Raw genomic sequence first — 23,878 nt, forward strand, 5'->3', positions numbered from 1 at the left:
CTACGCCAAATACACCAACCGGGAAAAGCCGCTTGGAGGTCTCCGAGAATTACCGGGGTTGACATGGGATCAGCGTTGCTTACTTTTGCGTGACGAACCCACCGCGTTATAGAGACGTCCAGGACGTTATGGCGTTACGCTCGCCCTACGCAGCGCCATGCTGAACGCCAAGGTCACGAACCAGAACCTGGCCAACCGGTGTGGCGTGGACGTCAAGACGGTGGAACGCCGGCTGCAGGACGAGGCTCGTGTCCCGCACCTGCGGCACCAGTGGGCCGTCGCAGAGGCACTAGGAGTTGAGACAGCCGTGCTACGGCCAGACGCAATTCGCAATACAGTAAAAACGGGGCCGGACAAGGAAGTATTGACCGTTTATCCGTATCGCTCCGCGTGCCCGAAATCAATCTGGCGCAACCTCATCAACGCGGCGCGCAACGAGATCGTGTTCGCCGGTTATACGAACTACTTCCTATGGCTGGAACACCCGAACCTGGCGAAAGTTCTCAGGCGGAAAGCACAGCAGGGCTGCAAGATCCGGTTTCTCGTCGGCGACCCCGAGAGCGAGGTCACCCGTCGCCGCGAGGAGGTGGAGAACGTCCCCGCTGACCGTGTCCACCCGCGTAAGGATCACGCTGTCGGAGATCGAGCAGCTACGCGACGTCCCCGGAGTCGAGGCCCGGTACGGCGACGAGCACATCGCCATGAGCGTGTTCCGCTTCGACTCGGAGATGCTGGTCACCCCTCATCTGGCCAATTTGGTGGGACACGACTCGCCGATGCTGCACCTGCGGCGGTACCAGGACGACGGCTTGTTCGACCGGTTCGCGTACCACGCTTCCGAGCTGTGGAGCAACGGCCGTGACGTATGGCAGCAGCCGCAGCCCACGGGCCAGATGCTGGGTGACTAGCTGAGTGGCAATCGCCCCGGACGGCCCTGGACTCCAGAGGACCGCATTGAACCATAACCCCAGGTGGGGACGGGAATCGACCAAGATCCCGCCCCTTCTCCTGATGCGCCTTACAAGCGAGGGGTCACTGGTTCGAACCGAGTACCGCTCGCGTTCATCGCGTCGGCGATCCGTGCTGTACCGGTAGATCAGTGCTGCCCGGACCGAATCATGTCCTATGCGCTGCATGAGAACTTTGGGCTCACGTCGGAGCTCGCGGCGATCGTGCTGCCCGCGTGCCGGAGATCATGGAGTGCAGACCCGGGAAGCCGACCCTCTCGTGCTCTCATCCCCCTTGGCCGCGCCGGAAGTCGCTGCTGTGAAGGATGCTCGTGAGCCGGCGAAGATCAGCACGTCGGCCTCTGGGGCGACGAACTCGTCGGGGTGGTTGCGGAGCACCGGGATGGTCACTTCCGGGATGGCGACCGTACGAACTCCCGCACGGCCCACGAGGAACTCGCCCCGTGTCGAGCACGACATGCTGTTGCCGAACGCGGACGGCCCGGGCCGCGAGGTCAAGCGGCGGCGCGGCGCGCCGCCGTACGCCCCGCGCTGCGCGTGCGGCCTGGGGGTCGTTCTCGCACGAGCGCCGCGCGGGACACCGCCGTACGCCCGCCCCGCCCGTACGCCCCTGACCCGCCGACCAAGCGCCGCACCGCCGCAGAGCGGACTGTCCCGTGCTGCCCACCACCCAGCGGACCAAGGCCTGGGGCGACGGCGACGGAGTGATCGGTCGAGAGGTCTGCGTCTGTCGACGCTTACGCGACTCAACCGCGTTCGCGCATCGCGAGGAAGCAAACGACAGCCGCCACCGTCAAGACCGGAACTCCAACGAGGATCGGCGCTCTCAACCCCCACGCAGTCGCAACCAGGCCACCGAGGAGGGCTCCCAGCGGAGACGCGCTCATCACCGCGGTCATCGCCGCGCTGCTCACTCGACCGAGCATCTCGGCTGGAGTAAGCCGCTGGCGAGTAGTACGGGCCACGACGGCCCACACGCCGAACGCAGCACTTGTGATGGCCAGACCCGCGGCCACCACGACGGCAGAAGCGGTAATGCCGATCATCAGTTGCCCGATCGCGGCGCAACCGAGGCACCCAGCCAGAGCTCCCGCGGGTCCGATCATTCGCGTGACCCGTGTCGCGAAGAACCCTCCGGCGAGTCCCCCAACGGCGCCGACGCCCAGCAGCACGCCATAGCCCCAAGCCGGTAGACCGAGGACCTGAGGCACGTAGAGCACGAGCACGGCGAACCAGGCACTGTCCATCGCCGCGAACACGGCACCCAAGCCCACGATCGTTCGCAAGCGAGGATGTTTGATCAGCCACCGCAGACCGGCGCGCGTGTCACTCCAGATCCGACCCTTGGTGCCGTACGAACCGGCTTTCGGCGCGAACACGTCAGGCAGGCTGAAGATCAGAGCGGCCGCCAAAGCCAGGGCTCCGCCATTGACTGCGAACGGGAGCACCAGCGCCACGCCGAATAGATATCCACCGATCGGCGGCCCCACTAATTCGTTCCCCGCGACCTCCGCGTTGACCAACCCACCGTTGGCCCGATCGAGATCGGCATCTTTCACCAGAGGCGGAAGGAGCGTGGCCGTTGCGGTGTCGCGCAGCGTCTCACCTACACCACAGACGAACGCCACCAGATAAAGCAACGCGATCCCGGCAACATCCAGAGAAACCGAAACGACCAGGACGGCCAGCATCGATACCCGAACCACATCGACGGCCGCAGCAAGGCGACGCTGGTCAAATCGATCAATGATCGCCCCGGCGAACAGCCCGAACAACAACCACGGGCTCTGCCCGGCGATGGCGACACCAGCCACCGCAACCGGATCAGAGGTGATGGCGGCTGCCAACAACGGCAAGGCGGCCATCCGAATCCCATCGCCCAGATTGGACAGCACCGTCGCCAGCCATAACCGGTGGTACGCCGGTCCCAATGACGCCGAAACCATCGGCTCCCTCTCCCGTAAATCTGATCATCTATGTGCAGGTAACCTGAGGCAGGCTTGGAAGATCAGATCACAATGCCGTTCGAGAGGTCTATCTTGATCCCCTCTCGGCGAACAAGCTGAAGTAGCCGCATAAGGGATCACGCAGCCTTGGGCGTGCGTCTGTCGGCTCGGCTTCTCGGTCGAGAGCAAGCCATGGTTTCTCCCGGTGCGACGAGGCAGGCGAACGGTTCCACATGCCCCTTGGACACCGGAACCAAGGCCGAGACTCAAGATCCGGGATATGCGCGGGATGAATTGCGGACTGTGGCGCCGCGGTCAATCAGAAGTGCAGGTCGTAGTGCTGGCTGGACGCGCTGACACAGAAGGTGCGCGAGGGCGGGGCGTAGGCAAGGCCATGGTCTTCGCCGCTCGGCGATCAGCCCTCGGATCGACTCGGCCGATCCGGCTGCGGTGGCCACGACTCATCGCACCGCCGTTCGCGTACATCCCGTGCCGCCATATGGGGAGATGTCCACCCATGCGCGATAGGTGGAGACAGTTAACCGCATCGACCGAACGACAGGCCGCCTATGTCCGGGCGCAGGTCGCAGGGCTGGCCAGGCGGGATTCGCACCAGCGGTTACAGGTGCGGCAGATCGCCAAGGCCACCCTGGCGGCGGTGCTGGCCTGGCTGGTGGTCAGCCGGCTGTCGCTGTCGCAGGCGGCCTGGATCGCGCCGGCCACTGCGGTGATCATGGTGCACGCCACCGTCTACCAGACGCTGACCAACGGGCTGCGCCGCGTCGCGGCCGTGGCCACCGGGGTGATCCTGGCCGGCGCCGTCGGATACGTGATGGGCCTGGGCGTGCTGAGCCTGGTCCTCGTCGTTCCGCCCGCGCTGCTGGCCGCGCGCTGGCGTCGGATGGGACGTCACGGCAGCGACGTCGCCACCACCGCCGTGCTCATGCTGTCCTTCGGCGCCGCCTCCGAGGAGGGCTACCTGCTGGGCTACGTCGTGGCCACCGCCATCGGCGCGCTGAGCGGGATGAGCGTGAACCTGCTGCTGTGGCCGCCGCTGTATCGCGACCGTCCCGTCCTGGCGGTACGCCGCCTCGGCCGCGAGACCGCCGCCCTGCTCGGCGCCATGGCCGAAGGGCTGCGCGACGGCTGGAACCTGTCCGAGCTGCCGGAATGGGAGCGCCAGGCCGTACGACTGGACGAGCATCTGGCCGCGGCCACCACCGCGGTGGCCGACAGAACCGAGAGCCGCCGCTACAACCTGCGCCTTCGCCTCCATCCCCGATCCGGCGCCGCCGACCCGAGCCCGGTGCTGCGGCTGCTGACGTCGGCGGCGGCGCACGTGCACGCCATCGTGCACGCCCTGTCCTACCTCGACCACCCCGCCGCTCCGGGTTCCGGCCCCGGGCAGCCGGCCGACGTCAGCGACGACTACGCCCGCGACTACGCCGACCTGCTCGACCTGCTGGCCGAGGCGCTGGCCAGCAAGGTACGCCGCGGCGACCCCGCCCATACGCATGAACTGATCGGCCGCGCCCAGGCCCATGCCGTCCGCATCCACGAGCGGATGACCAGCGAGATCCGCCACGGCCAGATCGAGCATCCCGGCGGCTGGGCGCTCAGCGGCAGCCTGCTCACCGACGCCGACCGCATCCTGGCCATCCTCTCCGACAACCAGGACACCCTGCCCGGCTACGGCCGGACAAAGACGTAAGGCCAAAGACGTAAGGCGCGATCAATCGAGCAGCCGCCCGCCCTCTCCCAGATCGAGCGCGGCCAGCTCGGCCCGCGACGCCACCCCGAGCTTCGGATACGCCTTGTACAGGTGGTACCCGATGGTCCGCGGGCTGAGGAAGAGTTGCGCGGCGATGTCCCTGTTGCTCATGCCCCTGGCCGCCATCCGGATGATCTGCAGTTCCTGGGCCGTGAGCCGGTCCAGCGCTCCCGCGGGGACATGTCCTTCCATGATCTGGCGTTCCCCCGCGGCACGCAGCTCCGCGCGGGCACGGTCGGCCCACGGACGCGAGCCCAGCCGTTCGAAGATCTCCATGGCGGACCGCAACTGGCGGCAGGCGTCCGCGCGCCGGCGCAGCCGCCGTAGCCACTCGCCGTAGAGCAGTTCCGTACGGGCCCGCTCGAACAGCCGGCCGCCCCGCAGGTGCAGCCGAAGCGCCTGCTCGAAATACCGCTCGGCCTCCTCGTCCGGGGCCAGCAGCGCCCGGCAGCGCAGCGCCACCGCGCCGGCCCAGGGCACGGGGGTCTGCGCGGCCCACATCTGCACCCGTTCGGACGCCGCCGCCGCGAAGCCGGCGCGGCCGGCCCGCACCGCCGCCTCGACCAGGTCCGGCATGCGGTGCATGACCATCACGGTACGTGCGGCGGGCCCGAAGGCGCCGAACACCTCGGCCCGGTGCAGAGCCGCCTCCGGCCGTCCCAGCGCGAGGTCGAGCAGGTTGAGCGAGACGCAGCGCATGCCTCCCGTGGCGGCGTTGCGAACGCCGGCGATCTCCTCCGCCAGCGCCAGGCAGCGCTCCTCGTCGCCCTCGATCGCCGCCAGGTAGGTCATGACTCCGGTCAGCAGAGCCGCGTAGTGCCCCTGGCCGGTGTCACGCGCGATGCGCAGTCCTTCCTTGGCGCTGGCCAGGGCGTCACGGTGCAGCCCGAGGAACATCTGGGAGCGCGCCACGAGGACGAGCGCCAGCGGGAGGAGCCCGATCGCGCCCTGGGCGCGGCATTCGCGCTCGATGGCCGCGGCCCTTTCGTAGGCGACCAGATCGTCGCCGATCACCAGGTCCCAGATGGCGAGGTGGGCGCGTTCCTGCAGCTCCACCGGCTCGGAGCTGCCGCGTAAGCCTTCGATCAGGTCGCGCAGCCACGCCAGGCCCGTCGGCGGCTCCTCGGCGGCCAGGCCGCCCATTCCCGCGAGCGCCCGCGTCAACGGCCGTAGCCGACCGGCGGTGGGGGCGCGCAACTGGGACACGCGTGCCGCCGTCTGGGTGAGAGCGGTGTAGTCGCTGCCGATCCAGGCCGGGGTGAGCGCTTCGAAGTAGAGGGTGATGGCCACGTCCTCGGCCTGCTCGATGACGGTCTCGGCCGCCTGGGCGAGCAGCGTGTGGGCGGTCTGCGCCTGACCGTGCGCCATCGCGATCATCGCGCGGGTCCGGGCGAGGAACGCCAACGCCATCGGGTCGGCCACCTCCGCCGCCGCCCGGTCGGCGAGGTCCGTCGCACGGGCGTACAGCCCTGCCTCCACGGCCGCCGCGGCGGCCGCGGTGAGACGACGGCCTCGGTCGCGCGGCTCCGGGCTGAGCTGGGCCGCGCGCTCGCAGGCCGCCGCCACCGCCGCGTGCCCTCCTCTGGTACGGGCGTGCTCCGCGCTGCGTTCCAGCGCCGCGGCGGTCTCCTCGTCGGGCCCCGTCGCGGCGGCGGACAGGTGCCAGGCCCAGCGGTCCACGTCGCCAGGACGTCCGGCCAGGGCATGCGCCAGGGCACGGTGGATCGCCAGCCGCCGTACCAGGGAGGCGACCTGGTAGGCGGCGGCGCGTACGAGCGGATGCCGGAAGCGGATGCGGCCGTCGCCGACGTGGATCAGGCCCGCCGCCTCGGCCGCGTCGACGTCGGCCAGGTCGGCGCCGAGCTCCCGTACCGCTCCCAGAACGACGTCGAGGGCGCCGGTGTCGTCCGCGGCGGCCACCAGCAGGACGGTCTGCGCCCCCTCGGGCAGCCGCGTGATGCGGTCGCGGAAGGCACGATGAACGCGCCCGGGCGCGGGGCGGGAGCCGATGCCGATGGCCCGGATGGGTGACTCGCCGGCGCCTTGTTCCCGGGTGAGGAGCGCCGGCAGTTCCAGCAGGGCCAGCGGGTTGCCCTGCGCCTCTTCGAGCAGGTGCGCGCATGCCTGGGGGGCCAGGTCGCCGGCGTGCTTGGTCAGCAGCTCGGCGGCGCACGCCGTGTCGAGCCCCGAGAGGTGTAAGTCCGGCACGCCGACGGCGGGGAACGCGTGCTCGTCCTCGCGGGCGGCGAAGACGATCACGACGCCCTCCGCCTCCAGGCGACGGGCGGCGAACAGCAGTGCCTCCGCCGACGCGTGGTCGAGCCACTGCGCGTCGTCCACCAGGCACAGCAGCGGCCGCCGCTCCGCGAGATCGGCCAGCAGGGTGAGCACCGCCAGCCCGGCCAGGAACCGGTCGCCGCCGGACGCGCGCCCCATGCCGAGCGCGCCGCGCAGCGCCGCCGCCTGCCCGTCGGGCAGCCGGTCGACGCCGTCGAGGGCGCCGCGCAGGAGCAGGTGCAGGCCGGCGAACGGCAGCTCCATCTCCGGCTCGAAACCCGCTCCGCGCAGCACCCGGATGTCGTCGCCGGCCGCCTCGGCGGCGTAGTCGAGCAGCGCCGACTTGCCGATCCCGGCCTTGCCGCGCACCACCAGCGCCCCGCTCCGGCCCGAGCGGGCGTCCATGAGCAGCCGATCGATGGCCGCCTGTTCCTCGACCCGCCCTATGAGCATGACCGATCCCCTCCGCTCGACGCCGCCATCACGCTGTGGATCCACGCCGTGGTCGCCCGAGCGCCGGCTGAGGCCGCGACGGCGAATCCGCTCACCCCCGGGTCGTCCCCGCGGTGCTGCCGAGTCACCCCGTGAGCCGGGCGGTGGCCAGCCAGCCGGGACCGGAGCCCGCCCGGGCGGGGTCGAAGGCGGGCGGTGCGGGACGGCCGTAGGCGGCGGCCACCTCGCAGACATCCTGTGCCCGCCCCATCCAGCCCCGGGCGCCCAGCCAGCGATCAGGGTCCAGTTCGGGGCCGCCGACCCACAGCTCGGCCAGATCGGCGGAGATCGCGGTCCGCGCCGCCCGCAGCGCGGGGTTGTCCGGGGCGTGGTCGAAGGCCACGACGCTGCCGGGCGCCGCCAGGTCCGTCACGCGGTCGAGCAGGACGTCCGCGGCGTCGGGCGTCAGGGCGTACAGAATGCCCTCCATGAGCCAGGCGGCCGGGCGCTCCGGCGCGAACGCGGCCTCGCGCAGCGCGCCCGGCCAGTCGGAGCGCAGGTCGGTCGCGACCTCCACCCGCCGGCACAGTGGTTCGGCGCCCTTCAGGACGCCGGACTTGAACGCCAGCACCTCGGCGAAATCGACCTCGAACACACGTGTCCCGGCCGGCCAGCCCAGCCGGTACGCGCGCGCGTCCATGCCGCAGGCCAGCAGCACGACCTGGTCGCAGCCCTCCTCCGTGGCCTTCAGCAGCGCGTCGTCGAGGTACCGGGTGCGCACCGCCACCTGTCCGGCCATCAGCTCGGCGAACTCCGTCCACCCCGCCGGCGCCCTCTCCCAATAGGCGTCGCCGGCGGCCGCCCGTACGAAGCGCTCGGCGTACGGGTCGTCGAAGAGACGATCCGCACGGCTGTTCTCCAGCGCGCGAAGCGCGGCCACGCCGATGCTCGTCTCGCCGATTCCCTGCAAGGATGTCCCACTCATGTCAACCTCCATTCAGCCGATGCGGGCCGGCCCGCACCAGTCGGTCAGGGCCTGGACCAGGTCGCCGCTGGTGGGCTTGTCACTCGCCCAGGCGAGGTAGCCGTCGGGCCGCACGAGCGTGCTCCGCGTGCCGGCCCCGGCGGGGACGACGTGGTCGGTTCGATCGCTCCAGCCGGGCGGTGGGCTGAGCCGGGTGCTGAGCACGAACCTGCCGCCGCGCAGGGCCTCGTACAGCCTTCCGGGCGTTCCGCCGTCGATCGCGAAATCGGGGACGCGCCTTCCCGCCCCCGCGAAGGTGGCACCCGGCGTGCGATAGCGGATGGCGAGGCCGGACAGCATGTTGCGGGCCGCGGCCCGGCGAACAGGCCCTACCCGCATGAGCGCCCCGCTGACCTGGTTGCGCGCCGCGCGCAGGACCGGCGAGCGCAGGAGCGCCAGCCGGGTCAGCAATCCACTGGTACGCAGTACGGTCCTGCCCACCGGATGCCGTTCCCGCTCGTAGCTGTCCAGCAGGCCCGGCCGCGCCCAGCCGCGTACGGCCGCCACCAGCTTCCAGCTCAGGTTGGCGGCGTCCTGCAGGCCGGTGTTCATGCCCTGGCCGCCGGCGGGCGCGTGCACGTGCGCGGCGTCGCCGACGAGGAACACCCGGCCGGCCCGGTAGTGGACGGCCTGCCGCTCCTCGCTGTGGAAACGCGACATCCAGCGCGGGTCGTGCATGCCGAAGTCGGTGCCGTACGCCTTGCGGGTCAGCCACTTCAGCTCCTCGAAGTCCACCGGCACCTCATCGGACAGGTCGCCGTTCGTGTGGTTTCGGCCGATGACGCGATACCAGCCGTCCCCGAACGGGGCGATGAACACGAACCCCTGCCGGACGCCGTTGACCGACAGCAACTCGGCGGGCCTCTCGGCCAGCCTGACATCGGCGAGCATCATCGACTGCGCGACGGCGTGGCCGGGAAAGGGTATCCCGGCGGCCTCGCGCACGGTGCTGTACCTGCCGTCGGCCCCCACCACGTAGGAGGTCCGCAGGGTCCGCTGGTCCCCGTCCAGGGTCCGCACCCGCACGTCCACCCCGCCGCCGTCCTGCTCCAGGCCCGTGACCTCCTGTCCGGCCAGCAGCTCGGCGCCGTTGTCCAGGGCTCGCTTGGCCAGGAGCCGCTCGATCTCGTACTGCGGCGTGATGAGCATGTACGGGTGACGGCCCGGCAGCTCGGTCATCCCGATCTTGACGTGGTCCCAGATCAGCAGGCCCGGGACCGTGGTGCCGGTGGCCAGGGCCTGGTCGGCCAGCCCGCGCATGTCGAGCATCTCCAGGGTTCGCGCGTGCACGGCGAAGGCCCGCGACAGCGGCGACTGCTCCGTACGCCGCTCGACCAGCGTCACGCGGATCCCGGCGCCGGCCAGGTCACCGGCGAGCAGCAACCCGGTCGGCCCGGCACCGACGATGATCACGTCCGCGTTCATGGTGTCAGCACTCCGAAGGGGAGGTTATCGACCGGAGCACCGCTCCAGTGGTGTAGACCTTCTTCTTCCCCTTGGTCTTCGCATTGACGGTGAAGCACACATCGGTGGCCTGTTTGAAGTCGAGCTTGATATGGCGTTTCTGCTTGCAGTGATTGTTGAAGTAGACGGTGACGGAGACGATTCCCGGATCCCAGGAGAGGTTGAGCTTCTTGCCCTTGGGCGAGGCGCAGTCGAACGACTTACGTTTCACGGCCTCGCCGCCGGTGGCCGCCGCGACGCCGGACGGTTGGGCGGTGGCCGTCGTCACATCGGCTGCCATGAGGACGAGGGCGGCCGCCGCCGGAACCAGGATGAATTTTGCCACGGACACGTTTCCTCCCTGTTTTCTCTGGACGCGAATGACGCTAATCGCGCGGCCGCGGAGCCAAATCAGTAATCTGACTGGTCGGCTTACACCAGTTATCGGAGCAGCTCCATGACCTGGCCCATCGCGTCCATGCCGCCCTCCAGGACGGTGATGTAGCCGAATCCGAGCCGCTCGCGGTTCTTGCGCAGCTTGTCGGCGATCTGCTGGGCCGTGCCGATCAGCAGGCTCGGCGCCTCGGCGCGTTCCTCGATGCTGAGGTGGGGCGCGAAGGGGGCCGCCTTCTCCAGCGCCGCCCTGCTGTCGTTCGTGATGACGACCATGGGCACGGTGCTGTTGAACTCCACCTTCCCGGCCCGGTCACCCAGCGCGGCCCGGACGAAGTCCGCCCGTTCGGCCATGGACTCGGCGGAGGCGAACGCCGGCAGGCCGCCGTCCTCGTGCCTGGAGGTGCTGGCCCCGCTGAAGCCGATGATGTCGGCTTCGCGCGCCGCGTATCGCAGCAGCCGGTCTCCCCGCCCGGCGATCATGAGGGGCGGTCCCGGCCGCTGGGCCGGGCGGGGCAGCACCTCGGGATCGGCGAAGAGCCTGCGCAGCTCCGACACCATGCGCTGGAGGCCGTCCACGCGCTCGCCGCCGCTCCCGTACGGGAGCCCGGCCGCCTCGAATTCGTGCCTGGCATGGCCGGCGCCCAGCCCCAGCTCCAGCCGCCCGTCGATGAACAGGTCGGTGCTGGCGATGTCGCGGGCGGCCAGGGCGGGCCGGTAGAAGTTGGCGTTGAGCATGTGGGTGCCGAGCCGTACCCGCTCGGTGGCCTCGGCGGCCAGCACGATGGCGGGGAACGGGGCGGGCATGCCCAGGTGGTCGGCGACCGCGATGGTGTCGTAGCCCAGCGACTCAGCCTTCCTGCACTTCTCCACCCATTCGCGGCGGGTCGAGGGGACGTGCAGGGCGACGCCGAAACGGAACGCGTGCATGGACCGGCCTTTCGTCGAAAGTCCTCACTTGGAGACTTGAATGTCCCCAAGTGAGGATATGACTTGGGCGGCGAGGAGGAAAGACGCAACGGAAACATCGCGGCGAGCCGTTCGGCATCGCCCAGCCGGGCGCCTCCAGCCAGTACGCGCTGCCGGTCAACGGGAGAGGCGGAGTGCACAAGCTCCTTTGCGCCGCCGCTGGCCGCCCGGCCGCACCTGCGGTTCTGCAGCACGCACAGCGTCTGGGATCAGGGCCGGCCTGACCCTCTCGGTGCTGCCCCTTCGGCGTGACCGATGCGGGTCACCGGGGCCGGTGGCCCTTCCTTTTACGGTCGGCCGGCACCGCCCGGCGGCCGGAGCGGTTCTTCGCGGGTTTCTGTGCCTGCCGCTGTGCCGGCTTCTCCGCAGGGGCGGCAGGGGGACGGCCCCGCGAGCTGTTCACCGTCCGGCCGCGTACGATGCCGATGAAATCCTCCACCAGGTCGGTGGTCGCGTCCGTGAGCCAGGCCAGGGCGACCTGGGACTGCGGCGCGTCCGACACCGGCCGGTACGTGAGATCCCTGCGGTGGTGGAGGCGGGCCAGCGACTGCGGAACCACGAGCAGCCCGGCACCGGCCGCCACCAGCTCGACCGCCTCGGCCGTCGTGGCCGGGCGGGTGAAGGCGGGCAGCCCGGGCCGGACGGTCCACTCGATGGTGTCGTCCAGAGGATGGAGCACCTCGTCGTCGGCCAGGTCGGCGGTGGACACCTCCTCGACGGCGGCCACCGCGTGGTCCTTGGGCACCACGACCACCGTGGTCTCCACGTAGAGCGGAATCACGCTGAGCCCGTCCCGGTCGACCGGGAGCCTGACGAAGCCGGCGTCGGCGCCGCCGTCCCGGAGGAGACCCACCGCCTCGGCCGGGGGAACCGTGGCCAGGATGATCGGCACCTCGGGCATCCGCTCCGCCCAGATGTTGACCCATTTCGCGGGTGTCACCCCAGGCACGTACGCCAGCCGGAACACCTTGGTCTCCCCGTCAGTCACGTCCTCAGGGTATCGATGTCATGGAAACCCGTTCCGACTGACTACTCTTGACGTCATGACCTCGTCCAAACCGAAGAGCATCCAGACGATGAAGCCCGAGACGGCGGCCAAGAAGCTGGGTGTCCTCCTCTCGGCCACTCCCGCCGAGTTCCAGGCGGGCGTCGTCTCCAGGGACGAGCTGAACGAGTTGCAGTCGAGGCCGCCCGCCTGGCTCACCGAGCTGCGCCGTAACGGCCCGCACCCGAGGCAGGTCGTCGCCGCGAAGCTCGGCGTCTCCAATTCCGGCCTGATCAGAGCCGGGATCACCGAACCGCTCACCACCGCCGAGATCGATGCGCTGAAGGCGGAGAACCCGCCGTGGCTGGAGCACGAGCGGTCCGTCCAGGCCGAGACGCGCAAGGAAGCGCTCCGCCTCAAGCAACGGCAGGACGGCTGAGCTCCCGCGCCTTTCCGGCCCGAGACTGGCCCGTCGAGAAGTAACGGCCGAGCTCCGGTTGTTCCTGCCGCCGCAGGCGTTCGGTGTCTTCCTTGCCGACCGGCGATCCGCCGGCGGCCGTGGAGAATGCGGAGACCGCTTTTCCGCCCCCACGGGTTGTCTTACCATGGACCGGTTCGGCCGCTTGCGCAATCGGTGAGGACGGCTCGAGTGGACCTTTCCCGCTCCGCATTCATACGCCGTTGGTATTTTCTCTCGCTCGGCCTGGCCGGCGCCGGGCTCATTCTGCTGAGATTCACCGTGTTAAGCGCCGCCACGGCCGGCAGCGCGATCCTGCAGAGCCTTTCCGGCATCGCCGACAACCTCATCGCCGCGGTGCTGACCTCCATCATCGTCGGCGCCGCGTACATCTATCTCTTCCCCCAGAACGCGGCGCCGGCCTATGAGGTCGTGCCCAGCCGCGACATCGCGCGGGCCATCGCGGACATGACCGACAACGCCAGGGAGTGGTCCGTCCGCTCACGCGGCGCCAACTACTTCACCTCGGTGACCCTCCCCGCCCTTGTCGCCTCCGCCCTGGATCGGGGCGCCTCGATCAGGATGCGGGTGCAGTGCCTCGATCCCGACCAGCCTCCTCTTCTGGCGGCATACGCCGAGTCGATGAGCGACATCCGCTCCCGCGTGGGCACCTGGTCTGCCTCGCGCGCCCGGCTGGAGGTGTGCGCGTCGTTGCTGCGTGCCGCGCTCCACGTCAAGGACGCACCGCGCGTCCGGGTCGAGTTCGGGTTCAGCCCTTCGATCTGGGTGATGAGCCTGGACCTCACCGACCAGGCGGCGCTGGTCACCGGGCAGAACAAGGGCGAGGACGCGTTGCTGTTCCGCACCGAGTCCCAGTTCTTCAAACCGTATTCGGACGATTTCGATATCAGCTGGAAAGCCTGCCGGGTCGTCAGCCCGCGGCTGAGTCAGGCCATGCCGGCCGATCCGCGGAAACTGACCGAGCAGCATTTGGTGATTCTCGAGGAATTCTACGGGGGCTTGGGCGTGGCCCGGCCGTCGCGGGAAGAACTCCGGGAGATCGTGCGAACGCTGAACCGGGAGCACGATTATGCCTAGCCCGGCCGAATGGCTGGCCCGGCGGCGCGTGGCGGAAATCCGGGAGTGGATCGGCCGCGATCGGGTGCTCGCCTATGAGCATCCGTACGGATTCATGGTGGTACGGCTGGAGCAGGCGTTCGTCCCGGGCTGGCAGATTCGCGTGCATCTGTGGCCCCCCAAAGCAGTGCAGGAAGAGCGGATGCGGAGGAACGGCACGCATCTGCAGCAGGTGCACGCGCACGGCTGGCACCTCTGGAGCGTGGTCCTGCTGGGTGCGCTGGACGAGGCGTGTTACACGATCGCCGACGAGCCGGACTCGCCGCTGGCGGCGTACTCGGTGACCAGCGACTACGGTCAGGGCTCCAGCCGCCTGCGGCTGGAGCGGGAGGGGGTCGTGGTCGAGGCGGACGGACGGCTGCGCAGGGCGCCGGACGACGCGCCGTACCTGATCCCGGCGGGCCGTCTGCACGCCAGTCTCTCGGCCCCGGAGTCGTGGAACATGTCGCTGGTCGCGACCGAGCTGGCCGGCAACGTGCCGTCCACCGTCGTCGCTCCCAGGTCGCTCGGCGCCGCCACGGCGAACAGGCGTGGGGAAGCGCGGGATCTGCCCGTGTTGTGGTCCCTCCTCGACCGTGCCGCGAAGGGCTGAGAAGAGCCCGAGGCCGGCGGCTCGGCCTTGCCCTGGTGACGGAACCCGGGTAGCCGGCCCGCGCCTCCGCGACGACGGCGGTCACGGCGGGGGTCGTCTGGCGGGCTGATCGACTACCGCGAGGCCGGCGGGGCGACCGAGGCGCGTTGGATGAGCTGGGAGCGGAGGGTGTGCATGGTGCGCGCCGGCTCCGCCCCGCCCAGGATGTCGAGGAGAACCTCGGCCGCCTTGGCGCCGAGCTGGTGCACCGGCTGGGCGATCATCGTCAGCGGCGGGTCCATGACCGCCGCCCACGCGCTGTCGTCGAACCCGATCAGCGCCACGTCCTCCGGGTAGGACAGCCCCGCCTTGCGCAGGGCGCGCAGGGAGCCGGTCATGCCGTCGGTCTCCGTGCAGAACACGGCGGTGACCCGGTCGGGGAGGGCGAGCATGCGGCCGACCTCCCCCACCACCCGCGCCTCCGTCTTGGGCCCGACCATCACCAGCTCCGGATCGAACGGGATGTGCGCGTCGTCGAGCGCGTCGAGGTAACCCCGCAACCGCTCGCCGTCCGTCCACAGGTTGCGCGAGGCCGCCGCCAGCAGCTCGCGCCTGGTCGACGGCGGCTGCGCCACCGGCGGCCCCCACACGAACCCGATGCGCCGGTGACCGGCCGCGATGAGCACCTCGACCGCCTCGCGGGCCGCTTCGCGGTTGTCGATGACGACCGCGTCGAGGTCGAGGGCGGCCACCGCGCGGTCGACGAGCACGACGGGGATGCCCCGGTCCATGGCCGCCCTGATGTGGGCGACCTGGTCGCGGTCGAGCGCGGCCGAGGCGACGACGACGCCGTCGACCCGCTTGTCGATGAGCACGTTGGTGGCCGCGATCTCCTCCTGCAGGTTCTCGTACGTGCTCAGCACGATCACGTCGAACCCCCGCGCCCGCGCGCTGTCGGAGATCCCCCGCAGCAACCCCGCGAAGAACGGGTTGCCGATGTCGGCCACGATCACGCCCAGGGTGTGGCTCACGCCCGTCGACATGCTGCGCGCGAGCGCGTTGGCGCGGTAGCCGAGCTTCTCGGCCGCCGCGAGCACCCGCGCGCGCAGCTCCGGGCTGACGTATCCGTAGCCGCCGAGCGTACGGGCCGCCGTGGCGCGGCCCACGCCGGCCTCGGCCGCGACCTCGGAGATCGTCGGCCCCTGGCCACGGTCAGCTGGCATGGATCCCTTCCCCCGTTCCTGATCGGCCCATCACATCGTAGTCAGCCGGCCGCGGCCGAAGGCGCCCTCGACGAAGCACTGGTCGCGGGCCGATTCCGCCCCCAGGGCCAGCGCCCGCGCGATCGGGCCGAGCCCCGGCCGGTCCCCGGAGGTCCAGCCGTCACGCAGCAGCGAGACGGCGAACCCGGCGAGGAAGGCGTCGCCGCAGCCCATCGTGTCGACGATGCCGTCGGCGCGCTGCGCGGGAGCGCTCACCAGGGCGTGGCCGTCGTGGGCGATGGCGCCGTCCACGCCGCGCGTGCCGACCGCGAGCCGGGCGCCCCGCCGTACCGCCTCGGCCAGCAGGTCGCCGGTGGCGGCCGCGTCGAGGTCGGAGCAGGACAGCAGCACGAGGTCGGCGTGCGGGCAGACGCGGTCGAGGTAGGCCGGGCTGCGGTACTCCGCCTCGCTGGACAGGTCGAAGCTGACCAGCGTGCGGAGCCCGGCCAGCTTCGGCAGCTCGGGCTCGCTGCGGGAGTAGACGCTCGAATGCACGAGGTCGAAGCCGCCCACGTAGCCGAGCAGGCCGTCGTCGAGCACAAGAGGCTCGCGTACGGTGACGCCGCCGCCGTTCCAGCCGAGGAAGACGCGGTCGCCGTCGTCGACCCGCAGGTGCGAGACGCCGCTCTCGCCCTCCCGTACGACGCAGGCCTCGATCGAGACCCCCTCCGCGGCGATCGACTCCCGCAGGAAGCCCCCGAGCGAGTCGTCGCCGAAGACGCCCAGGTAGGCCGACTCGAGGCCGAGGCGGCGGGCGTAGACGGCGACGTTGACGCTGTTGCCGCCGGGGTAGTCGACGCCGCGGTCGATGAACCGGTCGACGATGTTGTCGCCGAAGCCGAGCACTCGCATGCGGGCCTCAGTAGTCCATGACGCGGTAGTAGCGGCGCAGGTCGAGGGAGTGGTCCCGGACCCGCTCCAGGTGCTTGCTGACGCGGCTCATCACGGTGTCGAGCACGAGCGGCGCGAGCAGGCCGCGGAACTCGGGGCTGATCCCGGTGAGCGGGTAGTCGCGGGTGTCGAAGACGGTGACGTCCTTGGAGACGCGCCGGGCGAACGCCTCGGCGCGGTCGGTGAGCGGGCGCGTCTCGTCCTCGCCCTGGAAGATGATCACGCTGGTGTCCTCTTCGAGCAGCTCGAGCGAGCCGTGGAAGAACTCCGCGCTGTGCACCCTGGTCGTGCGCAGCCACTGCATCTCCTCGAGGATGCACATGGAGTAGAGGTACGTGAACCCCCAGAGGTTCCCGCCGCCGACGAGGAAGTGGTAGTCGCTGTCCTTGTGGGCCTCGGCGAACGCGGCGGCCACCGGCTCGGCCTGCTTGGCGACCTCGACGAGGATCCCCGGGACGCCCTCGAACTCGGCGGCGAACTTCTCGTACCCGTCGAACTCGCCCCGGCGGGCGAGCAGCCGGGTCATGAACAGCAGCAGCTGCATGTCGAAGGGCCAGGTCTTGGGCTGCGAGACGAGCGCCGCGTCCACCTTCGTGGCCACGGGCGAGTCGGGGTGGCCGGTGAAGGAGACCGTGAAGGCGCCCTTGGACTTGCAGTACTCGATCGCGCGGATGGTGTCGTCGGTGGTGCCGGAGACCGAGGTGAAGATCGCCACGGTGTCCTCGCCCAGGCGGGCGTCACCGGAGACGATCAGCTCGGCGGCGATCGCGGCGCGCACGTCGAGCGTCGAGCTGCGCCGGGCCAGGTGCTCGTAAGGCCACATCTGGGCGTAGGTGCCGCCGGCGCCGACGAGGAGCACGTGCTTGAACCCCTCGTCCACGAGCCGGTCGACCAGCTCCTCGATCCGTGGGCGCAGGCCCACCGCGCTCGTCACCTGGGAGAGAAATTCCGGCTCGTTGAACCCGAGCATCTTCGCATCCTTTCCGGGAAATGACGCGGAACCGACCTGATACCGGTATCACGCGGCAGTCACGTTGACACAGAAGTCCTGGATCCGTCAAACAACCAGCCACTTCAGGATGACGAGAAAAGATCTTGGCACCTGGGGCTGGTACCGGTATCAGATGCGCTGTAAGGTCGGCCAACACCAAAAGGCGTTCCTGAAAGAGAAAGGATGCCCATGCGCCCTCGCGCACTGCCGACGTTCGCGGCACTCCTCGGGACACTCACGCTGGCCGCCTGCTCGGGCGGCCGGCCCGCGCCGGCCCCGGCGGCCGACGCCGCCGCCACGCCGGAGTTCTCCGGCACGCTGAGCATCCTCACCAAGTTCGCCGGCGACCCGACGGGTCCCTACTTCGAGAACCTCGCGGCCGAGTACCAGAAGAAGCACCCGCAGGTGAAGGTCGAGCTGATCCAGGAGACCGACCAGAGCGTCAAGGACAAGCTCAAGACGCTCACGGCCTCGGACGCTCTGCCCGACGTCTACTTCACCTGGACCGGCAACTGGGCGGACAACTACATCCGCGGCGGCCGCGCCGCCGACCTCACCAAGGTGATCGGGCCGGACACGGAGTGGGGCAGGACGTTCAGCCCCGGCTCGCTGGCCGCCTTCGCCCGCGACGGCAAGAACTACGGGATCCCGCTGTACGGCAACGGCAAGTTCATGGGCTACAGCAAGAGCGCCTTCGCCAAGGCCGGGGTCGAGGTGCCGAAGACGTTCGAGGACCTCGTCGCCGCCTGCGGCCCGCTGCGCAAGGCCGGGTACGAGCCCGTCGCCTTCGGCAACAAGGACGGCTGGCCCGCCCTGCACTACCTGCAGCAGCTGTTCGCCTACAACGTGCCGGACGCCGTGCTCCAGGCCGACTTCGTCCCGGCCACGGCCAAGCTCGACAACCCGGGCTACGTCACCGCGCTCAACCAGTTCAAGACGCTGGTCGACCAGTGCACCGACACGAAGAGCGGCACGAACGGCGTGCTCTACTCCTCGGCGCAGGAGGCCTTCGCCAACGGCAAGGCCGCCATGTACTACCAGGAGATCCTGGAGTTCGACAACGCGACGTCGGGCAAGCTCAAGCCCGCGGACTTCGGCATCTTCCAGCTCCCGGTCCCGGCTGACCACCCCGGCGACCCGGCGGTGCTGGAGGGCTCGCCCGAGGGCTACCTGATCAACGCCAAGTCGCCCAGGATCGCCCTGGCCGTCGACTTCATGAAGTTCGCCACGAGCGCGCAGAGCGCCAGGACGCTGTCCGCGCCGCCGTACGGGCAGCCCAGCACGGTCGTCGGCGCGGTCACGCCGGAGACCTCCAGCAAGGCCGTCTACGAGGGCGTCCAGCTCGTCAACAAGGCGCCGAAGCTGGCCATCTGGCTCGACATGGTCACCGTGCCCGAGGTGGCCGACGCGTGGCTGGCCGGCGGCGAGGCGATCGTCAGCGGTGGCAAGACCGCCGAGCAGGTGCTCGAAAGCGTGCGCCAGGCCTCGGCCGAAGCCAAGTAGGGAGTCCGCACGTGCGCGCCACGCTCAGGCTCGTATGGGTCCTGCCCGCCCTCGTGCTGGTCGGAGTGTTCGTCTACCTGCCGCTCGTGCAGAACCTGCAGTTCAGCACGCTCAAGTGGGACATCTACAGCGGCAGCCAGGAATACGTCGGGCTCGACAACTACGCCAAGCTCGTCGACGACCCGGTGTTCTGGTCGTCGCTGGGCAACAACGCGCTGTACGCGGTGGTCTCCATCGTGTTCCAGGTGTTCGGCGCGCTCCTGCTCGCCGCGCTCATCGAGAGCATCGGCAGCGAGCGCTGGCGGCGCGGCCTGCGCGCGGTCTACTTCATCCCCTCGGCGATCTCGCTGACCGTCGCGGGGCTGCTGTTCTACTTCGTGTACGAGCCGAACCTGGGCCCGCTCAACCACGCGCTCAAGGCCGTCGGCCTGGGCCAGTTCGCCCAGGCGTGGCTGGGCCAGGAGAGCACGGCCATGTCGGCGATCATCGCGATGAGCCAGTGGCAGGGCTTCGGCTACTCCACGCTGCTGTTCGCGGTCGCGATCCAGCGCATCCCCTCGGAGATCTACGGCGCCGCCGCCATCGACGGCGTCGGCCCGATCCGCCGGTTCGTCCACGTGACGGTGCCGCTCGTGCGCGAGATGACCGGGCTCATGGCGATCGTCACCATCTCGGGCGCGTTCCAGGTGTTCAACGAGGTCATGGTGATGACCGCCGGCGGGCCGAACAACTCGACGCAGGTGCTGGGCACCTGGCTGTACCGCAGCGGGTTCGTCCGCAACAACTTCGGCTACGCCGCCGCGGTCGCGACCGTCCTGTTCGTGATCACGCTCGGCATCGCGGTGGCACAGCTGTGGGTCACCCGCAGGAGAAGGGTGGAATGGTGACGCGCCTGAGCTTCCTCGCGGTGATCGCCCGCGTCTTCATGTGGGCCTTCCTGCTGGCCCTCGCGGTCGTCGTGGTCTATCCGCTGCTGTGGATGACCCTCAACGGGTTCAAGACCAACGCCGAGCTGTTCGGCGACCCGTTCGCGCTGCCCCTGCACTGGAGCTTCGAGAACTACCAGAAGGCGTGGAACCGCGGCGTCAGCGACTACCTGACCACCAGCGTGCTGGTCACGCTGACCTCGACAGTCGCCACGGTGTTCGTCAGCGCGTGGGCCGCCTACGGCCTCACCCGCGTGAACGTCCCGCTCAACCGGACGCTCACGGCGGCGATCCTCGGCGGGCTCATGCTCGCCCCCACCGTGGCGCTCGTGCCGCTGGTGAAGATGTTCCAGGCGATGGGGCTGTACAACACGTTCTGGGCGCTGCTCATCCTCTACACCGCCTTCCGCGTCCCGTTCACGACCTTCCTCATCCGGGCGTACATGATCGACCTGCCCCGCGAGGTGGACGAGGCGGCCGAGATGGACGGCGCGGGCCGGTGGACGGCGTTCTGGCGGATCATCCTGCCGATGTGCAAGCCGATCCTGACCTCGACGGTGCTGCTGCACATCCTCTTCACCTGGAACGAGTACCTCTTCGCGATGATCTTCACCAGCGGCACCGGCGTGCAGACCCTCCCCGTGGGCCTGACCAGCCTGATGAGCAAGCACGGCACCGAGTACCCGGTCGTCTTCGCCGGGATGGTGATCGCGGCGCTGCCCGTGGTCCTGCTGTTCTTCCTGGGCCAGCGCTACATCGTCAAGGGTCTCGCTGACGGGGTCGGCAAGTAGGCACAGGTCAGGCAGCGGCCGTCCAGCCGAGCAGCCGCTCCAGCGGCCAGGTGTTGACGACGCGGTCGGCCTCGATGCCGCACCGCGCGGCCCGTTCGCAGCCGTAGTGCTGCCAGTCGAGCTGCCCGGGCGCGTGGGCGTCGGAGTCGATCGCGAACACGCACCCCATCTCGTACGCCAGCCGCATCAGCCTCTTGGGCGGGTCGAGCCGGTCCGGCCGGGAGTTGACCTCCACCGCGACCCCGAACCGCCGGCAGGCCTCGAAGACCAGCTCGGCGTCGAACGACGACTCCGGGCGGCGCTCGCCGCGCCTGCCGCCGGCCCTGACCACCCGCCCCGTGCAGTGGCCGAGCACGTCCACCAGGGGGTTGGCGATGGCGGTGACCATCCGGCGGGTCATCTCGTCGCCGTCCATGCGGAGCTTGGAGTGCACGCTGGCCACCACCACGTCCAGCCGCTCCAGCAGCTCGGGTGACTGGTCGAGGGAGCCGTCGGTGTTGATGTCCACCTCGATGCCGGTCAGGATCCGGAACGGGGCCAGCCGCTCGTTCAGCTCGGCCACCACGTCGAGCTGGCGTTCCAGGCGCTCGGCCGAGAGGCCCTTGGCCACGGTCAGGCGGGGCGAGTGGTCGGTCAGCGCCAGGTAGTCGTGGCCGAGCCCGCGGGCCGCCTCGGCCATCTCCTCGATCGGCGAGCCGCCGTCCGACCAGTCGGAGTGGCTGTGCAGGTCGCCCTTCAACGCGCCGCGCAGCGCCTCCGTCTCTGCGTCGAGCTGCACCCCGTCGGTCGCCCGCAAGCGCCGCAAATACGTAGGAACCTGCCCATCGAGGCTTTCGTTGACCACAAGGGCGGTGACCTTCCCGATGCCGGGCAGGTCGCCGAGACCGCCGGTGCGGGCCAGCCGCACGAGCTCGTCCCTGGGCAGGTCGGCGACGACCTGGGCGGCGCGACGGAAGGCACGTACGCGGTACGTGGGCTCTCCGGCGCGCTCCAGCAGGAAGGCGATCTCGCGCAGGGCCTCAACCGGTTCCATGTGAGCGAACATACCTCGGGGCCATGACTACAGGATTGAACGGGGACGAGGGCCGCCGATAGGCTGAGCGGCCCATGAAAGCAGGATCTTGATGGCACAACCTCCGAAAACCCACCCCACGCCACCGCCGCCCGCGCGCAAGGCGTCCAAGGCCATCCCGCTGACCATTCTCGGTGTTCTGTCCGTCATGCTGGTCGGGTACTGCGCGGCCACCCAGGATGACGACGACGTCACCGCGGACTGCGTCGTGCAGCTGGACGACGGCACGTACGAGATCGTCGACGACGACTACTGCGACGATGACGACAACGGCTCGTACCACTACTACGGCGGTTCGCGCGGGGCGTACATGTGGTACTACGGGGGCACCAGGTCGGGCAACAAGGTGCACGGCGGCACCACGTACCGGCCCTCTGACGTGAACATCAGCTCCCGCGGCGGGAAAGAGATCCAGCGGGGCGGCTTCGGCAACCACTGGGGTGGCGGGAGCTGACAGGTGCGCCGTGAGCATGGCACTCCCAGGGACGGCTGGGAGAAGACGATCGAGGGCCAGGGCCTGGCCTACCACCGGGCGGCGCACCCGTCGGGGCTGAGCCGGCCTTACTGGGACGAGTCCATCCATTACGTCTTCTCCATGGACGAGGTCGAGGCGCTGGAGGAGCAGGTCGAGGAGCTCCACGAGATGTGCCTGCGCGCCGTCGAGCACGTGGTCTCGGCCCGGCGCTTCGCCGACTTCGCGATCCCCGAGTGGGCGTGGGAGGAGGTGGCGCGCTCATGGGAGCGCCGCGACGCCCACCTGTACGCCCGCTTCGACCTGCGCTACGACGGCACCGGCCCGGCGAGGCTGCTGGAGTACAACGCGGACACGCCGACCTCGCTCGTGGAGTCGTCGGTCGTGCAGTGGTTCTGGCTGCAGGACGTCCACCCGGGCGCCGACCAGTGGAACTCCGTGCACGAGCGGCTCATCGAGCGCTGGCGCGAGCTGCGGCTGCCGCCCGGGCCCACCCACTTCGCGTTCACGAACATGGACGAGACGGGCGAGGAGGCCATGACCGTGGCCTACCTGCAGGAGACCGCCGAGCAGGCGGGCCTGCAGACCGTCGCCGTCGCCATGGAGGACATCGGCTGGGACTCGCTCAACCGCCGCTTCGTGGACGCCGAGAACCGTGTGATCCGCTCGGCGTTCAAGCTCTACCCGTGGGAGTGGATGCTGGCCGACGACTTCGGGCGGCACGCCGTACGGCACGCCACCTGGATCGAGCCGCTGTGGAAGACGCTGCTGTCCAACAAGGCGCTGCTGGCCATCCTGTGGGAGCTCAACCCCGGCCACCCCAACCTGCTGCCCGCCTACCTCGACGGCCCGCGCGACCTGACCTCCTACATCGCCAAGCCGCTGCTGGGCAGGGAGGGCGCCTCCATGCGCATCGTCACCCCCGAGGGCACCCAGGAGACGCCGGGCGTCTACGGCCGGGAGGGATACGTCTTCCAGGGCTTCGAGGCGCTGCCCCGGTTCGAGGGGCAGCGGCCGGTGCTCGGCGCCTGGGTGGTCGCCGACGAGGCCGCCGGGCTGGGTATCAGGGAGACGACCGGCCTGATCACCGATGACACCTCCTCGTTCGTCCCCCACCTCATCGCCTGACTCCCCACCGCATCCCCCGATAGGAATCAACGTGACTCTTCTCGAGACCCTCGCCCGCGGCGCGGGCGCCATCGCCGCGTACGCCGCCGTCGGCGTGATCCTGATGATCGTCGGCTTCTACGTGATCGACTGGGCCACCCCCGGCAAGCTGAGCGAGATCATCCGCACCCAGCGCAACCCGAACGCCACCCTGCTCGCCACCTCCGCCCTGGCCGCCGTCGGCCTGATCGTGGCCGCCTCCATCTGGTCCTCCGGCGGCCGGCTGGCCGAGGGGCTGGCGGGCACCGCGGTGTTCGGCCTGGTCGGCATCGTGGTGCAGACCGTGGCGATGCTGCTGTTCGACCGGATCGTCGGCATCTCCGTACGCGATCTCGTAAGGGAGCCCGAGCTGCAGCCGGGCGCGCGGCTGCTCGCGGTCACGCACATCGCGATCGGCCTCATCACGGCCGTCGCGGTCATCTGACACCGG

Annotated in this window: 22 protein-coding genes; 11 read left to right on the top strand and 11 right to left on the bottom strand. The window is 69.9% G+C overall.

Going from position 1 to position 23,878, the window contains the following annotated elements; genetic code table 11:
- The first annotated feature begins 608 nt into the window (after nt 1-608).
- Complete coding sequence (locus HD596_RS63410; protein WP_246555527.1) at nt 609-908, top strand: hypothetical protein; 300 nt, start codon at nt 609-611, stop codon at nt 906-908.
- Nucleotides 909-1,714: 806 nt separating this feature from the next.
- On the opposite strand, the gene HD596_RS58720 is transcribed toward HD596_RS63410, so the two are convergent.
- Nucleotides 1,715-2,914 (bottom strand): MFS transporter, encoded by a 1,200-nt coding sequence (locus HD596_RS58720; protein WP_281398375.1) that lies wholly within the window; start codon nt 2,912-2,914, stop codon nt 1,715-1,717.
- A 625-nt stretch (nt 2,915-3,539) separates the two neighbouring features.
- On the opposite strand from HD596_RS58720, the gene HD596_RS58725 reads away from it, so the two are divergent.
- Entirely contained in the window at nt 3,540-4,625 is a 1,086-nt protein-coding gene (locus tag HD596_RS58725) for an FUSC family protein (RefSeq protein ID WP_221520102.1), read from the top strand.
- Between the two features lie 21 nt (nt 4,626-4,646).
- Here the strand turns inward: HD596_RS58725 and HD596_RS58730 are convergent, their stop codons facing one another.
- The 6 genes from HD596_RS58730 to HD596_RS58755 form a co-directional block, all read right to left on the bottom strand.
- Nucleotides 4,647-7,415: an ATP-binding protein gene (locus HD596_RS58730; RefSeq protein WP_185077965.1), complete on the bottom strand. Its 2,769-nt coding sequence runs from the start codon at nt 7,413-7,415 to the stop codon at nt 4,647-4,649.
- A 124-nt stretch (nt 7,416-7,539) separates the two neighbouring features.
- Nucleotides 7,540-8,379 carry an SAM-dependent methyltransferase gene (locus tag HD596_RS58735; protein ID WP_246555528.1) on the bottom strand — a complete coding sequence of 280 codons (840 nt, stop codon included), beginning with the start codon at nt 8,377-8,379 and terminating at the stop codon, nt 7,540-7,542.
- Nucleotides 8,380-8,391: 12 nt separating this feature from the next.
- Entirely contained in the window at nt 8,392-9,843 is a 1,452-nt protein-coding gene (locus tag HD596_RS58740; RefSeq protein ID WP_185077966.1) for an FAD-dependent oxidoreductase, read from the bottom strand.
- A gap of 4 nt (nt 9,844-9,847) precedes the next feature.
- Nucleotides 9,848-10,207, bottom strand: a complete 360-nt coding sequence (locus HD596_RS58745) for a hypothetical protein (RefSeq protein WP_185077967.1) — start codon at nt 10,205-10,207, stop codon at nt 9,848-9,850.
- Between the two features lie 95 nt (nt 10,208-10,302).
- Nucleotides 10,303-11,184, bottom strand: a complete 882-nt coding sequence (locus tag HD596_RS58750) for a TIGR03621 family F420-dependent LLM class oxidoreductase (RefSeq protein WP_185077968.1) — start codon at nt 11,182-11,184, stop codon at nt 10,303-10,305.
- 301 nt (nt 11,185-11,485) lie between these two features.
- Nucleotides 11,486-12,211 (bottom strand): LysR family substrate-binding domain-containing protein, encoded by a 726-nt coding sequence (locus HD596_RS58755; protein WP_313047488.1) that lies wholly within the window; start codon nt 12,209-12,211, stop codon nt 11,486-11,488.
- 55 nt (nt 12,212-12,266) lie between these two features.
- Between HD596_RS58755 and HD596_RS58760 the strand changes: the two genes are divergently transcribed.
- The 3 genes from HD596_RS58760 to HD596_RS58770 all read left to right on the top strand — a co-directional run bounded on the left by HD596_RS58760 (nt 12,267) and on the right by HD596_RS58770 (nt 14,394).
- Complete coding sequence (locus tag HD596_RS58760) at nt 12,267-12,647, top strand: DUF5997 family protein (RefSeq protein ID WP_185077969.1); 381 nt, start codon at nt 12,267-12,269, stop codon at nt 12,645-12,647.
- Nucleotides 12,648-12,857: 210 nt separating this feature from the next.
- Nucleotides 12,858-13,763: a hypothetical protein gene (locus tag HD596_RS58765; RefSeq protein WP_185077970.1), complete on the top strand. Its 906-nt coding sequence runs from the start codon at nt 12,858-12,860 to the stop codon at nt 13,761-13,763.
- On the top strand, nt 13,756-14,394 hold the full coding sequence (locus HD596_RS58770; RefSeq protein WP_185077971.1) for a hypothetical protein: 639 nt from the start codon (nt 13,756-13,758) through the stop codon (nt 14,392-14,394). The genes HD596_RS58765 and HD596_RS58770 overlap by 8 nt, the downstream gene beginning before the upstream one ends.
- Nucleotides 14,395-14,507: 113 nt before the next feature.
- Here HD596_RS58770 and HD596_RS58775 read toward each other — a convergent pair whose 3' ends face one another.
- The 3 genes from HD596_RS58775 to HD596_RS58785 are packed head-to-tail and all read right to left on the bottom strand — an operon-like array spanning nt 14,508 to nt 17,496.
- Nucleotides 14,508-15,596: a LacI family DNA-binding transcriptional regulator gene (locus HD596_RS58775; protein ID WP_185077972.1), complete on the bottom strand. Its 1,089-nt coding sequence runs from the start codon at nt 15,594-15,596 to the stop codon at nt 14,508-14,510.
- A gap of 30 nt (nt 15,597-15,626) precedes the next feature.
- Nucleotides 15,627-16,487 (bottom strand): PfkB family carbohydrate kinase, encoded by an 861-nt coding sequence (locus HD596_RS58780; RefSeq protein WP_185077973.1) that lies wholly within the window; start codon nt 16,485-16,487, stop codon nt 15,627-15,629.
- Nucleotides 16,488-16,494: 7 nt separating this feature from the next.
- A complete protein-coding gene (locus HD596_RS58785; protein ID WP_185077974.1) occupies nt 16,495-17,496 on the bottom strand; it encodes an SIS domain-containing protein in 1,002 nt (333 codons plus the stop codon).
- Between the two features lie 210 nt (nt 17,497-17,706).
- On the opposite strand from HD596_RS58785, the gene HD596_RS58790 reads away from it, so the two are divergent.
- From HD596_RS58790 to HD596_RS58800, 3 genes are read left to right on the top strand one after another with little or no spacing between them, the layout of a single operon-like run.
- Complete coding sequence (locus HD596_RS58790) at nt 17,707-19,020, top strand: ABC transporter substrate-binding protein (RefSeq protein ID WP_185077975.1); 1,314 nt, start codon at nt 17,707-17,709, stop codon at nt 19,018-19,020.
- Between the two features lie 11 nt (nt 19,021-19,031).
- A complete protein-coding gene (locus HD596_RS58795) occupies nt 19,032-19,907 on the top strand; it encodes a carbohydrate ABC transporter permease (protein WP_185077976.1) in 876 nt (291 codons plus the stop codon).
- Nucleotides 19,901-20,737: a carbohydrate ABC transporter permease gene (locus tag HD596_RS58800; RefSeq protein ID WP_185077977.1), complete on the top strand. Its 837-nt coding sequence runs from the start codon at nt 19,901-19,903 to the stop codon at nt 20,735-20,737. Before HD596_RS58795 ends, HD596_RS58800 begins: the two co-directional genes overlap by 7 nt.
- A gap of 7 nt (nt 20,738-20,744) precedes the next feature.
- On the opposite strand, the gene HD596_RS58805 is transcribed toward HD596_RS58800, so the two are convergent.
- Complete coding sequence (locus tag HD596_RS58805; protein WP_185077978.1) at nt 20,745-21,770, bottom strand: PHP domain-containing protein; 1,026 nt, start codon at nt 21,768-21,770, stop codon at nt 20,745-20,747.
- Nucleotides 21,771-21,861: 91 nt separating this feature from the next.
- Here HD596_RS58805 and HD596_RS58810 point away from each other — a divergent pair, with 91 nt between their 5' ends.
- Genes HD596_RS58810 through HD596_RS58820 form a run of 3 tightly spaced genes read left to right on the top strand, consistent with a single transcriptional unit; the run spans nt 21,862 to nt 23,872 of the window.
- Nucleotides 21,862-22,263 carry a hypothetical protein gene (locus HD596_RS58810; protein WP_185077979.1) on the top strand — a complete coding sequence of 134 codons (402 nt, stop codon included), beginning with the start codon at nt 21,862-21,864 and terminating at the stop codon, nt 22,261-22,263.
- 3 nt (nt 22,264-22,266) lie between these two features.
- The gene (locus HD596_RS58815; protein ID WP_185077980.1) at nt 22,267-23,409 is read left to right on the top strand and encodes a glutathionylspermidine synthase family protein; all 1,143 of its coding nucleotides are present in this window, start codon (nt 22,267-22,269) and stop codon (nt 23,407-23,409) included.
- A gap of 31 nt (nt 23,410-23,440) precedes the next feature.
- Nucleotides 23,441-23,872 carry a DUF350 domain-containing protein gene (locus HD596_RS58820; RefSeq protein WP_185077981.1) on the top strand — a complete coding sequence of 144 codons (432 nt, stop codon included), beginning with the start codon at nt 23,441-23,443 and terminating at the stop codon, nt 23,870-23,872.
- Nucleotides 23,873-23,878 lie beyond the last annotated feature (6 nt).

The sequence above is a fragment of the Nonomuraea jabiensis genome (genome assembly GCF_014204795.1).
GTDB lineage: Bacteria > Actinomycetota > Actinomycetes > Streptosporangiales > Streptosporangiaceae > Nonomuraea > Nonomuraea jabiensis.

Coding starts and splice junctions, on each gene's coding strand:
- HD596_RS58740 (WP_185077966.1), bottom strand. CDS start 9,843: ATGAACGCGGACGTGATCATCGTCGGTGCCGGGCCGACCGGGTTGCTG.
- HD596_RS58790 (WP_185077975.1), top strand. CDS start 17,707: ATGCGCCCTCGCGCACTGCCGACGTTCGCGGCACTCCTCGGGACACTC.
- HD596_RS58770 (WP_185077971.1), top strand. CDS start 13,756: ATGCCTAGCCCGGCCGAATGGCTGGCCCGGCGGCGCGTGGCGGAAATC.
- HD596_RS58730 (WP_185077965.1), bottom strand. CDS start 7,415: ATGCTCATAGGGCGGGTCGAGGAACAGGCGGCCATCGATCGGCTGCTC.
- HD596_RS58785 (WP_185077974.1), bottom strand. CDS start 17,496: ATGCTCGGGTTCAACGAGCCGGAATTTCTCTCCCAGGTGACGAGCGCG.
- HD596_RS58735 (WP_246555528.1), bottom strand. CDS start 8,379: ATGAGTGGGACATCCTTGCAGGGAATCGGCGAGACGAGCATCGGCGTG.
- HD596_RS58780 (WP_185077973.1), bottom strand. CDS start 16,487: ATGCGAGTGCTCGGCTTCGGCGACAACATCGTCGACCGGTTCATCGAC.
- HD596_RS58800 (WP_185077977.1), top strand. CDS start 19,901: ATGGTGACGCGCCTGAGCTTCCTCGCGGTGATCGCCCGCGTCTTCATG.
- HD596_RS58810 (WP_185077979.1), top strand. CDS start 21,862: ATGGCACAACCTCCGAAAACCCACCCCACGCCACCGCCGCCCGCGCGC.
- HD596_RS58805 (WP_185077978.1), bottom strand. CDS start 21,770: ATGGAACCGGTTGAGGCCCTGCGCGAGATCGCCTTCCTGCTGGAGCGC.
- HD596_RS58760 (WP_185077969.1), top strand. CDS start 12,267: ATGACCTCGTCCAAACCGAAGAGCATCCAGACGATGAAGCCCGAGACG.
- HD596_RS58775 (WP_185077972.1), bottom strand. CDS start 15,596: ATGCCAGCTGACCGTGGCCAGGGGCCGACGATCTCCGAGGTCGCGGCC.
- HD596_RS58750 (WP_185077968.1), bottom strand. CDS start 11,184: ATGCACGCGTTCCGTTTCGGCGTCGCCCTGCACGTCCCCTCGACCCGC.
- HD596_RS58720 (WP_281398375.1), bottom strand. CDS start 2,914: ATGGTTTCGGCGTCATTGGGACCGGCGTACCACCGGTTATGGCTGGCG.